The organism is Hamadaea tsunoensis DSM 44101 (assembly GCF_000428945.1).
Classification (GTDB): Bacteria; Actinomycetota; Actinomycetes; order Mycobacteriales; family Micromonosporaceae; genus Hamadaea; species Hamadaea tsunoensis.
Map to the genome: position 1 here is coordinate 13,380 of NZ_AUAX01000050.1, position 14,526 is coordinate 27,905.

Annotated in this window: 7 protein-coding genes; 5 read left to right on the forward strand and 2 right to left on the reverse strand. The window is 72.2% G+C overall.

Features of this window, described 5'->3' with window-relative positions:
* Positions 1-171 precede the first annotated feature (171 nt).
* From G401_RS0138045 to G401_RS0138055, 3 genes are all read left to right on the forward strand, one after another.
* A complete protein-coding gene (locus tag G401_RS0138045) occupies positions 172-4,152 on the forward strand; it encodes a DUF7507 domain-containing protein (protein ID WP_157546766.1) in 3,981 nt (1,326 codons plus the stop codon).
* A 269-nt stretch (positions 4,153-4,421) separates the two neighbouring features.
* Positions 4,422-5,036 (forward strand): TetR/AcrR family transcriptional regulator, encoded by a 615-nt coding sequence (locus tag G401_RS0138050; protein WP_027346610.1) that lies wholly within the window; start codon positions 4,422-4,424, stop codon positions 5,034-5,036.
* 39 nt (positions 5,037-5,075) lie between these two features.
* Entirely contained in the window at positions 5,076-7,313 is a 2,238-nt protein-coding gene (locus G401_RS0138055) for an MMPL family transporter (RefSeq protein WP_027346611.1), read from the forward strand.
* 62 nt (positions 7,314-7,375) lie between these two features.
* On the opposite strand, the gene G401_RS0138060 is transcribed toward G401_RS0138055, so the two are convergent.
* Complete coding sequence (locus G401_RS0138060; protein ID WP_027346612.1) at positions 7,376-7,924, reverse strand: hypothetical protein; 549 nt, start codon at positions 7,922-7,924, stop codon at positions 7,376-7,378.
* 170 nt (positions 7,925-8,094) lie between these two features.
* Complete coding sequence (locus tag G401_RS0138065; RefSeq protein ID WP_027346613.1) at positions 8,095-10,698, reverse strand: helix-turn-helix transcriptional regulator; 2,604 nt, start codon at positions 10,696-10,698, stop codon at positions 8,095-8,097.
* Positions 10,699-10,899: 201 nt separating this feature from the next.
* On the opposite strand from G401_RS0138065, the gene G401_RS0138070 reads away from it, so the two are divergent.
* Together G401_RS0138070 and G401_RS51245 are read left to right on the forward strand one after the other, a co-directional pair.
* Positions 10,900-12,840 carry a fibronectin type III domain-containing protein gene (locus tag G401_RS0138070; RefSeq protein ID WP_084558086.1) on the forward strand — a complete coding sequence of 647 codons (1,941 nt, stop codon included), beginning with the start codon at positions 10,900-10,902 and terminating at the stop codon, positions 12,838-12,840.
* A 268-nt stretch (positions 12,841-13,108) separates the two neighbouring features.
* Positions 13,109-14,518, forward strand: coding sequence for an NF041680 family putative transposase (locus G401_RS51245; RefSeq protein WP_064741918.1), 1,410 nt, complete (start codon positions 13,109-13,111; stop codon positions 14,516-14,518).
* The last annotated feature ends 8 nt before the right edge of the window (positions 14,519-14,526 follow it).

Sequence of the window (14,526 nt, forward strand, 5' to 3'; positions counted from 1 at the left end):
TGTGCCTGACAGTCTTGTGATGGTCGATGCGCTAGCGTGGCGCAAGTGTGGGCAAAAAGGACTTTTAGTGCGATAGTCGCAGGCGCGCTGGCGGTCGTCGGTACCGCCGTCCTTGCCGGCCGGACGATTCCGGCCTTGGCTGCGCCGCCGCCGGCCGGTGGCACGGTGATCGTGAGCGAGACTTTCAGCGGCGCGAGCGTGCCCGACCCGGCCTGGCGCGTCGACGGCCGGACCTGCCTGACCGGGACCGCACCGGGCGCCTCGCCGCCGCCGGGCGGCGCGCCGATCCCCTCGTGCCAGGGGCGCACGTCCGGCCCGGTGCCCACACCCGGTGTGACGCCCGGCTACCTGCAGCTGACCGACACCGCCGGCAACGTCGCGGGCGACATCCTGTACCAGCGGCCGATCCCGTCCACGGCCGGGCTGTCGGTCGTGTTCGAGCAGTACCAGTACGGCGGCAACGAGGCCGACGGCATCGGCTTCTTCCTCGTCGACGGCGCGACGACGGCCGGCGCGGTCGGCGGCACCGGCGGCAGCCTGGGATACGCGCCCAAGAGCGGCGCGCCGGGCGTACCGGGCGGGTACATCGGGGTCGGGCTCGACGCGTACGGCAACTACTACGACGACGGCGAGGGCCGCGGCGCGAACTGTCCCGCCGACCAGCGTTCCCCCGCCGGCAGCGCCACCGGCCGGGTCGCGCCCAACGTGGTGACGCTGCGCGGTCCGGGCAACGGCCTCAACGGCTACTGCTACCTCGCATCCACGACGACGAACGACGGCACGCACCCGACCAGTACGCTGCCCGGCTCCCTGCGCGGCCCGGCCGGTACGACCACCCCGCCGCCGGCGAAGCGGCTGGTGAACGTGCAGATCACGCCGGCGCCGAACCCGCGGGTGATCGTGCAGATCGATTTCGGCGGAACCGGCGCCAACTACCAGCAGGTGCTCAACGTCGCCGCCCCCTCGCCGGTGCCGAGCACCTACAAGTTCGGCTTCCTCGGCTCCACCGGCGGCAACAACGACGTGCACCTGATCCGCAACGTGGTGGTGCGTACCATCAACCAGCTCGACAACCTGCAACTGGTCAAGCAGATCAGCCGCGCGGGCGCGGCGCTGCCGGCGGTGCTCACGGCCGGCACGGTGATCCCGTACCAGTACATCGTCACCAATGCGGGAACCGAGGCCCTCAGCAGCCTGACCGTCACGGACGACAAGGTCGCGACGATCACCTGCCCGATCACGACCCTGCCACCCGAGCCCGATCCCAACGGAACGGTCGTCTGCACCGGCAGCCACACCGTCACCGCCGCGGAGGTGGCGGCCGGCAGCATCGTCAACACCGCGCAGGCGCACGCGATCGCTGCGGGCTCCGCGACCGTCGATTCCGACCCCGCGAGCGTCACGCTGCCGATCACGTCGGCGCTGTCGGTCGCCAAGTCGGTCACGACCCCGGGTCCGTACTCGATCGGGCAGGTGATCGCGTACCAGTACGTGGTCACGAACAGCGGGGGCACGCATGTGGACCAGATCGCGGTCACCGACGACCGGGTCGGCGCGGGCAAGGTGGTCTGCGCGGCCAACGCGCTCGACCCGGGCCAGTCCACCACCTGCACCGGCACCTACACCATCGCCCTCAGCCCCAGCCCGCTCACGGTCTCGGGGCTGCTGACCAACACCGCCTTCGCCCAGGCGGTCACCACGTTCGGGCAGAGCGTACGGTCGGCCAACGCGCAGGCCACCATCAACGTCGCCGCCGACATCGCGATCACCAAGACGGTGTCCGACGGTACGCCGATCGTCGGCGACACGATCGCGTTCACGGTGACGGTGTCGAACCTCGGGCCGGGGCTGGGCGGCGGAATCGTGGTCACCGACCAGGTGCCGCCGGGCCTGACGCTGCTGTCGGCCGTGCCGGCGGCCGGAACCTACACGGGCGGCCGGTGGACGGTGCCCACCCTCGCGGTGGGACAGTCGCGGACGCTGACCCTGACCTGCCGGGTGGACACCGCGTCGGCGGTGGTCAACGGCGCGAGCGTGACGACCGTCGGCCAGCCGGACCCCAACCCGGACAACAACTCCGCGTCCGCGGGCATCAACCCGGTGACCCCGACGGTCGACATCGCGGTGACCAAGACGGCGTCGCAGCCGAGCATCCGGGTCGGCCAGACGGTCGCCTACACCGTCACGGCGAAGAACAACGGGCCGTTCCCGGCGACCGGCGTGACGCTGCTCGACTCGCTTCCGCCGCTGCTGCAGTACGTCAGCTCCTCGGCGGAGCAGGGCACGTACACGCCCGCCGACGCGCACTGGACCGTCGGAGCGCTGGCCGTCGGCGACGCGGTGCGGCTGACCGTCTTCGCGCAGGCGACCGCAGTCGGCACGACGACCAACACCGCGACGCTGTTCTCCTCCAGCCCCAACGACATCAACCAGCTCAACGACCACGACTCGGCGACCGTGGTCATCACGCAGCCGGAGGCGGACCTGGTGGTCACCAAGGCCGGGCCCGTCGATCCGGTGACCGTCGGCGATCTGGTGACCTACACCATCACGGCGTCGAACCTCGGCCCGGACCCCGCGACCTCCGTGTCGGTGGCGGAGTTCAGCCCGCTGCCCACCGTTCCCAACATCGTGGACATTACGGCCAGCCAGGGGACCTTCGATCCGGTCGCCCTCACCTGGACGGTGGGCCACCTCGATCCCGGCGCGCAGCCCGCCGTGCTGACCGTCACGATCCGCGCGCAGCGCACGGGCGCGACGGTGAACTCGGTCGTCGTCAGCGATCCCACGGTGACCGATCCGAACCTCGACAACAACCAGGCGACCGTCACGCTGCACTCCAACCAGCCGTCGCTGGACATCGCGGTCGGCAAGTCGGCGGTGCCCGGCCAGGTCGATCTCGGCGGCACCACGACCTTCACGGTGACGGCCGCGAACCTCGGCCCGGTCGGCGCCACCGGCGTCACCGTCGGCGACAAGCTGCCGGCCGGCTTCGCCTTCGTCTCCTCGGCCGGGCCCGGGACCTACGACGCGGGCACCGGCGTATGGACGATCGGTGCCCTGGCGAACGGGGCGGCCGTGACGCGGACGATCGTCGCCCGCGCCGTCGCGCAAGGGACCTGGCTCAACCTGGCGGGCCTGCAGACGCTGGACCAGAACGACTCCGACAACGCGAACAACTCGGAGTCGGCCACGGTGGCCGTCATCGTCGAGACCGACATGGCGATCACGAAGTCGGTCACCCCGTCCACGGCGAAGGTCGGCGACACGGTCACCTACACGATCACCGTCACCAACAACGGGCCCAACGACACCACCGACGTCTGGGCCGCCGAGCCGACCAACCTGCGGGCCGACATCGTCGGCGTGACGCCCAGCCAGGGCACGGTGGACGCGGTCCGGCGTACCTGGGACGTGGGGGATCTGGCCTCGGGCGCCTCGGCCACCCTGGAGGTCCGCATCCACCTCACCTACGGCGGCCGCATCGTGAACACGGTCGAGATCACGCAGTCGAAGCTGCCGGACCCGAACCTGACCGACAACCGCGCCCAGGCCGTGCTCACCATCCCGATCGCGGACGTCGTGGTGGCCAAGCGGCTCAACACGTCTCCGGTCCCGGCCGGGGCGACGGCGGTGTTCACGGTGGAGGTGGGCAACCTCGGTCCCGACACCGCGCGCGGAGTGACCGTCGTCGACCCGCTGCCCGACGGCCTGGCCCTCGTGTCGGCCGAACCCACCCGCGGCGCGTACGCCGACGGCGTCTGGACTGTGGGCGACCTGGATCCCGGCGCGCACGAGACGATCGTGATCACGGTGAAGGCGGTGACGCCGGGGGAGATGGTCAACACGGCGACCGGCGCGGCCACCGATCCGCAGGACCCCGACCCGGACAACAACACCGGTACGCAGACCCTGGTGGTGCAGCCCTCGCCCAGTGTCTCGCCCAGCGCCTCGCCGGTGCCGTCGCCGTCCGGCTCGTCGGCGGCGCCGTCGGGTTCGGCGTCCGCGGCCCGGCCTTCGGGTCCGGCGAGCCCGGCCCGGCCGCTGCCGGCGACCGGCATGTCGATCCTCGTCCCGGGGACGCTCGTCGGCCTGCTGCTCATCGGTGCCGGCGCCGGACTCCTGCTCTTCCTCCGCCGTCGCGCGGACTGACCACGTCGGCTCAAGATCGCGCGGGATCGCGGGCTCAAGATCGCTGGGCGCCAAGATCCCGCTTGGATCAGGGAAATCACCCGAATCATGGGCCATGATCCGGGGGGAAAACCTGATCCAAACCGGATCTTGAAGCCGCGCCGGGGAGCATCGCGCGAAGCCGTGCGGGGGGCGGTTCAGCGGGGAGTCAGGGGGCTTTCAGCGGGAGGGTGGCGACCGTCATAGTCGTTGTGCGACCAGATTGGTCGCAGGGCGACTAGGGTGGTCTCATGCCACGTCAGACCCGGCAGGAGATCGACGACGAGATCGTCGACACCGCCGCCCGCCTGTTCGCGCGGCACGGCATTGCGGAAACCTCGGTGCAGCGTATCGCGGACGCCGTCGGCTACTCCAAAGGTGGTCTGCTGCGGCACTACCCGTCCAAGGAAGCCCTCCAGGAGGCGGTGCTCAGCCGCTGCCTGACGGAACTGGAGGAGATCGCGGGCGAGGTCGCCGACCTGGCTCCAGGCCCCGACCGGGACCTGGCCGCCCTGACCGGGCTCGCCCACTGGGCGCTGCGCCGGCCGGGCTTCCTCGCACTGCTGCTGTCGGCCCTCGCCCGGGGGTTGTCCGAGCCGGAGAACGCGGGCGTGCAGCCCATCACGATCGTCGTCGCCGAGCTCTTCCATCTCGATCACGACAAGCGTCCTGATCAAGAGAAGCATCCTGATCACGACAAGCGCCCCGACCGCCCCATCGACGTGCGGCGCATCGTGCGCGTCGCCGGGGCCGTGGGGGCGCTGGCCGTAGCGCGTACCGCTCTCGGTGAGCACCTCACCGACATGGCCGCGGCCGATCTGATCGACGTCAGCTACGACGCGCTGGGGCATCCGGCGCGCCAGTAATCCGCCGCACGCGGCACAAGTCCAAGGGGCACTCCTCTCATGGCTCGTCTGCTCTACCGGCTCGGGCTCGGGTCCGTCCGGCATCGTCTCGTCGTCACCTTCGTCTGGCTCGCGGTGCTCGTCGCCGTCGGCGTCGGCGCGGCCACGCTCTCCGGCAGCACCGTCAACTCGTTCAAGATCCCCGGGCAGGAGTCGACCACCGCGCTGGAGGTGATGAACGACCGCTTCGGCACCGCTTCGACGGGCGGCACCGCGAAGGTGGTCATGCAGGTGCCCGACGGCGCCAAGGTGACCGACCCGGCCACCGCCGCCCAAGTGAAGAAGATCGTCGCCGATCTCGGCAAGCTGCCCGGCGTCGTCAACGCCAGCGACCCGCTCGACCCGCAGCGGCCGGCGGTCTCGCAGGATCAGCGCGCGGCGTACAGCACGGTGACCTACGGGACGGTCGCGCAGGAGGTCACCACCGAGCAGCGCGACGCCCTGACCGACGCGGTGACGCACGCGGGCACCGACGGGCTGACCGTCGAGGCGATGGGCGAGGCCTTCAACAAGGCCGGACCGCCGGCCGGCGCGAGTGAGGGGATCGGTATCATCGTCGCCCTCATCGTGCTCGCGCTGACCCTCGGCTCGCTGCTGGTCGCCGGCATGAACCTGCTGACCGCCCTGCTCGGCGTCGGCATCGGAGCGCTCGCCATCACGACCATGACCGGGTTCATGGACCTGCAATCCACCACCCCGGTGCTCGCGACGATGCTCGGCCTCGCCGTCGGCATCGACTACGCGCTGTTCATCATCACGCGTCACCGGCACGAGTTGCGCGCCGGCCGCTCGGTGCCCGAGGCCGCGGCGCTGGCCGTCGGCACCGCCGGCTCCGCGGTCGTCACCGCCGGTCTCACCGTGATCATCGCGCTCGCCGGCCTCGCCGTCGCGGGCATCCCGTTCCTTACCCAGATGGGCCTGGCGGCGGCCGGGACCATCTTCATCGCGGTCCTCGTGGCGGTCACCCTGGTGCCCGCGATCCTCGGCTTCCTGGGTCACCGGGCTCTGCCCCGCCGCGTACGCAAGACGTTGGGGTTGAAGGGCAAGGACGCTGCCGAGGCCGCCGCAGCGCTGGCCGCCGAGGCGACCGCCGAACCGGCCGCGGCACCGCAGCGGGGGTTCTTCGCCGGCTGGGCGAACCTCGTCACCCGCCACCGCTGGGTCAGCCTGCTGGTGACCGTGGCCGCCTTGGCCGTCGTGGCGATCCCGTTCTTCGCGATGCGTACGTCGCTGAACCAGCGGCCGGCCACCGACAGCACCCAGGCACGGGCGCAGCAGATCATCAACGACCGGTTCGGTCCCGGCTTCGAGGGCCCGCTCGTCGTGCTCGTCGACGGCCCGGACTCGGTGAGCCGCTCGGCCGACCTGCAGAAGCAGATCGCTACCCTGCCGGGCGTCGCCTTCGCCGCTCCGGCCCAGCCGGACAAGGACAACTCGGCCGCGCTGATCACGGTGATCCCGAAGACCGGCCCGGAGGACGAGGCGACCACCACGCTCGTGCACACGCTGCGCGACGACCTCGCCGACACCGAGGGCGCGAAGGTCTACGTGACCGGTACGACCGCGATCGGCATCGACGTCTCGCAGAAGCTGTCCGAAGCCCTGCCGATCTACCTGGCTCTCGTGGTCGGGCTCGCGTTCCTCCTGCTGGTCCTGGTGTTCCGGTCGATCCTGGTGCCGGTGGTCGGCGTACTGGGCTTCCTGCTGACGATCGGGGCGGCGCTCGGCGCCACCACGGCGGTCTTCCAGTGGGGCTGGCTCGCCAGTGCCTTCGGGGTGGACTCGACCGGCCCGATGATGAGCCTCGCGCCGATCATCATCGTCGGCATCCTGTTCGGACTGGCCATGGACTACCAGGTGTTCCTGGTGTCGCGGATGCACGAGGCGCACGCGCACGGCGCGCCGGCCCGGATCGCGGTGGTCACCGGCTTCCGGCAGGCCGCCCCGGTCGTGCTCGCCGCGGCGACCATCATGTTCGGCGTCTTCGGCGGCTTCGTCCCGGCCGGCGACGCCACGATCAAACCGATCGCGTTCGCGCTGGCGGCGGGCATCCTGTTCGACGCGGTGATCGTCCGGATGATCGTGGTACCGGCCGCGCTCGCGCTGCTCGGCGAGTCCGCCTGGAAGCTGCCCCGCTGGCTGCGCTGGCTGCCGGTGCTCGACGTCGAGGGCGCGGCCCTCGAACGCCGCGAGCCGGTCATCACCGAGGTACGCGCGAACACCAGCGTGAACATCTAAAGAGGACGGTGGCAAGGGGCCGCCCGCCGGGTTCGGCGGGCGGCCCCTTGCTCTGCCGCGGTTCAGATCTTCTGCTTCTCGTGCTCGAGGACCTCCGGCGACGCCGGGACCTTGATCCGGGCGGGCTGGAGGGCGTACGCGGTGAAGCCGAAGACCGCGCTGAGGAAGGTGAGCAGCGCGCCGAGGCCGATCGCCAGGTAGCCCAGCATCCACGCCTGGTACGCCGACATCAGCGACGCCCGCAGCGACTCGCCCATGAACGCGGTCTGCCGCTGCTGGGCCAGGGTCGCGTCCTTCATCCCGCCGGCGATCCACGCGCCCGAGACCTCCGAGTACGTCTTGCCGCCGGTGCTCGCCTGGACGTGCGTCTCGACCATGTCCGCGTACGCCTTGGCCTGCGGGCCGGTGGTGACGGTGACCCCGGCGTAGTCCGCGAGGTTCGCCGGGAGGCTCTCGCTGCCCTGGGCCGGGAAGGTGATCTTCTGAGCGGTGAGCTCGGCGCGGACCTGGTTCTGGCCGTGCACGCCCTCGTAGATCATGACGGGGCCCGCGACGACGAGGGCGGCCGCGGCGGTGGCCAGGAGCAGACCGGCGATGCTGGACTTGCGCATGATGTTCGTGCCTCCTCGGTACGCGGATCGCGGGGGTTGGGATCCGCTGACACCCATAGGTTCCGCCTCCGGGGCACCGGCGCGCCGCGGCCGGAGGACACGTGTGGACCGGTCCCAAAGTCCCGACCTTTCCGGGCCTTCCGGCTGGACCGTCCACCATGGAAGGCGCGTCAGCCTCGCAGAAGGCTCTGCAACTGGGCCCGGGAGCGGACGCCGGCCCGGCGGTAGATCCGGGTGAGCGCCGACTCGACTGTCTTCACGCTGAGGAACAGGGCGGTGGCGATCTCCCGGTTGGACGCGCCGCGGTCGAGCATCGCCACGATCCGCGCCTCGGCGTCGGTCAGGGCGGGCAGGGCCGGGGCGGCCGGGGAGCTGTCGTGGCCGAGCCGGGCCAGGGCCGCCCAGCTCGGCGCGCCGGCCGCCGTGAAGATCTCCACCGCGAGGTCCTGGGCGGCCCGGGCGGCGGCCCGGTGCCGGGCGCGGCGCTCGGCGGCGGCCAGCGCGATGAGGCTGCGGCCGCGTTCGAGCGGCAGGTCGAGGCCGGCGAAGGCGTCGGCGGACCGTCGCAACAGGACGGCGCCGGCGGCCGGGTCGCCCGCGTCGGACCGGTGGACGCCGTCGGCCCGGTCGAGGGCGGCGAGAACTCCGGCGTGCCCGGCCGCCGCCGAGCGGGCCGCCGCGATCAGGTCGTACGCCTCCGCGCCCCGGCCGGCCCCGACGAGCGCCTCCGCCAGGTCGCCGTGCCAGCGCAGCACGGAGGGATCGCGTACCTCGTGGGCTTCTTCGAGCTCGCGGACATGGTGCAGGCATTCGGCCGCGCGGGCCGCGTCGCGTACCGCCAAATGGGTCTGGCCCGCGACGTGGAAGGCGCGGGCGAGATAGACCTTGTCCCGCTCGGCCCGGGAGGCCCGTACCGCGCGCTCGGCGAGCGCGCGGGCCCGGCCGAACGTGCCGCCCGCCAGCTCGACCACGGCGGCGGTGTAGAGCGACGGGCCGGGGCAGAGACCGGCGTGCTCGCTCAGGACGCGGGCGCGGTGGGCGTGCTCGCGCGCGGCGGCGCAGCGTCCCGTGCGCACCTCCACCTCGGCGAGATTGCGCAGCAGGTCGACCAGGTCTTCGGCGATCCCGGCGGCCTCGGCCTCGGGCAGCATCGCCAGCAGCCCGGTACGCGCCTCGGCGAGCCGGTCGTCGAAGGCGGCGTGGCGCAGCGCGAGGTAGCGCGGGGAGTTGTGCCGGCCGTACTGCGGCGGGGTCGCGGGCAGCGCCAGCGCCCGGTCGAGGGTCGGGCCGGCGGTCGCGTCGCCGAGGACGCGGCGCATCCGCGCGAGCATGGTCAGCGCGAGCGCCTCGCCGGCCCCGTCGCCGGCGGCCCGGGCGTGTTCGGCGGCCCGCGCGGCCAGTTCGGCGGCGGCGCGCGGGGAACCGTCGGCGAGGTTGGCCCGCCACGCGCGGCGCAGGTGGATCGCGGCGAGCAGGCGGTCGTCGCCGGCGGCCTCGGCGACGGCCCGCACGAGCAGGTCGTCCAGGCCGTCGAGGGCCTGCCCGGCCGCGTCGGCCACGGCCAGCCGGGCCCGGGCCAGGTCGCGGCGGTCGGCGCCGAGCTCCTCCAGCAGCGCGAGCGCCGCCTGCGCGAGATCGAGCCGCCCGGCCGCGCCGGCGGCGTCCGCGGCCGCGATGAGCCAGCCGGTGACGTGTTCACGCGGGGTGCTCGCGGCGGCCCGGGCCGCTGCCTGCAGGGCGAGCTGCGCCGCCCGGGCCGGTTCGCCCCGCTCGCGGGCCACAGTGGACAGTTCCGCCAGTTCGGCGGCGAGCGCCTCGTCCGGCCGGCCGTCGCGGGCGCTGCGCTGCCAGACCCGCTCGACCTCGTCGTCGGCCGCCTCCTCCAGGGCCGCGTGGGCCGCGGCCACCGCCTCCGGCCCGGCCGCCGCCGCGAGCGCGTCCGCGACCGCCGCCGCGGGCACGAGCACCCGTTCCGCCTCCAACTCGGCCAGCCCGGCCCGCACCGCCGCCGCGATGTCCGCGACCGCGCCGTCGCGGCCCGCGCGCCGTAGCACCCGCAGCGTCGGCCGGCCCGCCAGCACCGCGTACAGCAGGGTCGTGCGCTGGTCCGGCGTCAGCGGTTCGAGCAGATCCAGGCGCGAGTACGCGATCACGGGCGACTCGGCCAGCGCCAGCGCGAGTCCGGGGTGCCCGCCGCTGGCCGACCGGATGCGTCCGGGGTCGGCTCCGGCGTACCCGCGTGCTTCGAGGAGCCGGGCCATCTGCTCGGCGTCCAGCGGCGGCAGGGCGACCACGGCCGTGCCGGGCGGGACGGCGTACCCGCTGCGGACGGTGGCCAGCAGGCGCAACCGGGTTCGCGGCAGCGCGTACGCGAGCACGTCGCGGGTCGCCTCGTCGAGCCGGTACGCGTCGTCGGTCACCACCGTGCCCTCGACGCCCAGGCCCAGCACGGCCAGCCGGACGGCCAGCGGATCCGGTACGCCTTCCCGGCGGCTCAGCAGGATGTCGAGCGCCTCGCGCTGCGGGGCCGGCAGCCGGGCGAATCGGGACTGCCCGGACTGCTCCAGCCGCAGCAGGAGATCGGCCAGCCCGGCGTACGGCGGATCGGGTACGCCGGCCGCGGGCAGGATCGTCCACACCGGACGAAGCTCAGCGGCGACCGCCGACAGCACCGCGGACCGCCCCGATCCGGCCGGGCCGGTGATCGTCACGCTCTGCCCGGCGCCCAGCAGCGTACGCACGCGGTCCAGGACTTCCTCGCGGCCGACCAGCACGATGCTCAATCTAATCCCGCGGGCGGCCCGCGCTACCGGGGAAACCCTTGTCGGCCGGGCGGGTCCCGCACCGGGGCTGCCGGAGCTTCCCCTTGCGTCCGGCGGCAGCCGTATCCGCGCCGGTCCCGCGCGCCCTACCGTCGGTGCCATTCATTTCCGTCACTTCTTCGCTTCTTGTATCCACTGTGGAAGGAGAGTTCCATGCGCTCGTTCACCCCCGTGGGTGGCCGCGTACGGCGGTTCGGGCCGTTCGGCGCGGGGCTGACCCTGGCGGTGCTCGCCGCCGCCCTCCCGGCCTCGGCCGGTTTCGCGGCCCCGGCACCGGTCGCTCCCGGGTCGGTCGTCTCCGGCGTGGCCGCGAGTGTCCCGCCGGGCGTCGCGGCCGGCGGCCGGGCCGCGGCGGCACCGCCCGCGATGGTCGCCGGGCTGGCCCGCGCCCTCGGCATCGACAGCGCCGCCGCCCGCGCCCGGCTGATCGCCCAGGACGACGCGCACCGGGTCGCCGCCGGGCTGCCGGCCGCCCTGCGCGGTCAGCTGGCCGGGCAGTGGTTCGACCCGGCCACCGGCCGCCTCGCCGTCGCGGTCACCTCGGACGCCGCGGCCACCCAGGCCCGCGCGGCCGGCGCCGATCCGCATCTGGTGCCGCGCGGCCCGGCCGAACTCGCCCGGCTGCGGTCGGCCGTCGGGAACGTGGTCGGCGCCGGGGTGCCCGGTGTCTTCGGCTGGGGCGTCGACGTCACCGCCGACGTCGTCACCGTCGACGTCAACACCAGCCGGCGTACCGCCGCGACGGACGCGGCCCTCGCCCGGCTGCGGGCCCTCGGTCCGGGCGTACGCGTCGTGTCCACCACCACCCAGCAGCACCAGCAGGGCGGCACCATCAGCACCGGCAACCCGTGGTGGCCGGGCAGCGAGAGCAACTGCTCGGTCGGCTTCCCGGTCACCGACTCGTCCGGCGCCCAGCACTTCCTCACCGCCGGGCACTGCACCAACGACGCCAACCAGGCCGCGTACGGGCAGTCGGGGCAGGCCAACAAGATCGGCACCTCGAACACCGGCGGTACGCACAGCGTCAACGGCCAGGAAGGCGACATGGGCCTGGTGTCGGTCACCGAGCCGAACTGGAACCTGTCGGCGGCCGTGAACACCTGGGGCCAGCCGGCCGTCACGGTGAGCGGTTCGGTCGAGGCGCTGGTCGGCGACGCGGTCTGCCACTCCGGCAACACCTCGCACTGGCAGTGCGGCGTGGTCAAGTACACGCACAAGTCCGTCGACTACGGCGGCGGCCTGGTGATCGGCGACCTCACCTGGACGACCGCCTGCTCGCTCGGCGGCGACTCGGGCGGCGGCTGGCTCGTCGGCGACAAGGCGACCGGGCTGCACGACGGCGGGCCCTCGCAGTGCGTACAGAACCCGAGCGACGGGGACATGTCGCTGTTCCAGCCGGTGAACGAGGCGCTGCAGAAGTGGAACCTGACCCTCGTCACCGGTACGCCGACCCCGGGCGACACGACCCCGCCGACCGCGCCCGGCAACCCCCGTGCCACCGCGGCGACGTCCAGTTCGGTGTCGCTGGCCTGGGATGCCTCGACCGACAACGTCGGCGTCACCGGCTACGACGTCTACAACGGATCGTCCCGGGTCGGCGGCGGCACCGGCACGTCGGCCACCGTGACCGGGCTGAGCGCGGACACCGCGTACACGTTCACGGTCAAGGCGCACGACGCGGCGGGCAACCTCTCACCGGCCTCGGCCGCCGTGAACGCGCGTACGCAGCCGGGCACCGGCGGCGGGCGGACCTTCACCAACGGCACCGACTACCAGATCCTGGACTACCAGCAGTTCTACAGCCCGATCACGTCGACGGCGACCGGCAACGCGGCCTCGGCCGTGGCGCTCTCGATCACCATCAACCACACCTGCGCGGAGGACCTCGGCATCACCCTGTACGCGCCCAACGGCTTCAGCTACCCGGTGAAGTACTCGGGCTCGGGCAACTACAGCTGCACGGCGTGGAGCGGCGTGCGAACGTTCTCCGTGCCCAACGTCCTGAGCCAGGCGGCGGGAACGTGGAAGCTGCGGGTGACGGACTACGGCCCGGGCGACACCGGCGTCCTCGACACCTGGACGATCACCCTCTGAAGATCTCCTTGATCAAGTACCGCCTGTCCGGCAAGAGAGCGCTTCCCTGCCGGGTAAACGGTACTTGATCAAGGGGATCCGCCGTGGACTGCCGCAAGATCCCGTTTGGATCAGGGATATCACCCGAATCTTGGGCCATGATTACGTGCGAAACCCTGACTCGGGTTTTAACGTGAAGTGCTGTTTGTCCTTCTTGTCGGGTAGTGACATAGAAGTGGTCATCGCGGATCTTCGAGTAAAGGCCTGACAAACCCTCTCGGAGGTCGCGATGACCACTTCCAGCAGTGTCGCGCATGAGTTGGCCGGCGCGCAGCAGGCGCTGCGAGAGTTCCGCCATCAGGTGTACGACTGCCTGGACCGTTGGCCGGACGCATTGTTCGACCTGGTCGACGCGCAAGCGTCGGCGGTCGCGGTGGACGGCCTGGCGCATCTGACGCTCGCGCCGGGCGCACGGCGCGGGCACGGCAGCGCCTACCGGGCGATCGCCGACGGAGCGATCGACACCGGCATGCTGCGCGAGACCCTGGCCGGGTTCCGGCCCGCCGAATGGGAACCGACGTTCGCCGTCGACACCACCCTGTGGGCACGTCCGGCCGCGCAATGCTCACCCGAACGTGGCCTGCACAAGTACAACCACGCCCAAGCACAGATCACCAACGGGAAACCGATCACCGCGGGATGGTCATACTCATGGCTGGTGAACCTGTCGACCGAACCCGGTAGCTGGGTCGCGCCCCTGGACGTCTCCCGGGTGAACACCTCCCAGACCTGCACCGAAACCGCGATCGGGCAGATCCTCCTCCTGCTTCCCCTGCTCGAGCACCCCCGGTCGCAACCCCTGCCACTGTTCGTCTGCGACGCCGGCTACGACGCGGTCACCCTGGGCGTCGAACTCGCCGACCAACCCGTGCAAACCCTGATCCGGCTGCGCAACGACCGGGTCATGTGGACCCGCCCCCAACCACCGACCGGCAAACGCGGCCCCGGCACACCCCGCCGACACGGACGACGATTCCACTTCGCCCACCCCGAAAGCCACACCCCACCCGACCACGAACTCGCCCTGCACGACCCGGTCTACGGAAACGTCCACGTCACCGCATGGCACCAACTACACCCCGAAACCCAAACCCACTACCGCGACCCCGACGGGCGGCCCAGCATCATCGAAGCCACCATCCTCCGGCTCACCGTCGACAAGACACCCCGCCACCGCCAACCCGGCCCGATCTGGCTCTGGTTCAACGGCCCCGCCGACACCTTCGACCCCGACCGCTGCTGGCGCGCCTACCTACGCCGGTTCGACGTCGAACACTTCTTCCGCTTCGCCCGCCAAAACCTCGGCTGGGCCACCCCACGACTACGCCACCCACAACAAGCCGACCGGTTCAGCCAACTCACCGCCATCACCGCCACCCAGCTACGCCTGGCCCGCCCCCTCGTCGCCGACCACCGCCTGCCCTGGCAGAAACCCCTCACCAGCCAGCAAATGACCCCGGGCCGGGTCCGGCAAGGTTTCACCCACCTGCTAGCCACAATCGACACACCAGCTAGATGGCCAAAACCCACCAAACCCGGACCCGGACGACCCAAAGGCCGCACCAGCGAACCCGCACCCCGCTACGAACCCACCCGCACAACCAAAGTCAAGATCCCCAAAGAACTAATCCGACCTTAAAACCCGAG

Excerpts from the sequence above, each read along its gene's own strand:
- G401_RS0138070 (WP_084558086.1), top strand. The coding sequence starts at position 10,900 with ATGCGCTCGTTCACCCCCGTGGGTGGCCGCGTACGGCGGTTCGGGCCG.
- G401_RS0138050 (WP_027346610.1), top strand. The coding sequence starts at position 4,422 with ATGCCACGTCAGACCCGGCAGGAGATCGACGACGAGATCGTCGACACC.
- G401_RS51245 (WP_064741918.1), top strand. The coding sequence starts at position 13,109 with ATGACCACTTCCAGCAGTGTCGCGCATGAGTTGGCCGGCGCGCAGCAG.
- G401_RS0138055 (WP_027346611.1), top strand. The coding sequence starts at position 5,076 with ATGGCTCGTCTGCTCTACCGGCTCGGGCTCGGGTCCGTCCGGCATCGT.
- G401_RS0138060 (WP_027346612.1), bottom strand. The coding sequence starts at position 7,924 with ATGCGCAAGTCCAGCATCGCCGGTCTGCTCCTGGCCACCGCCGCGGCC.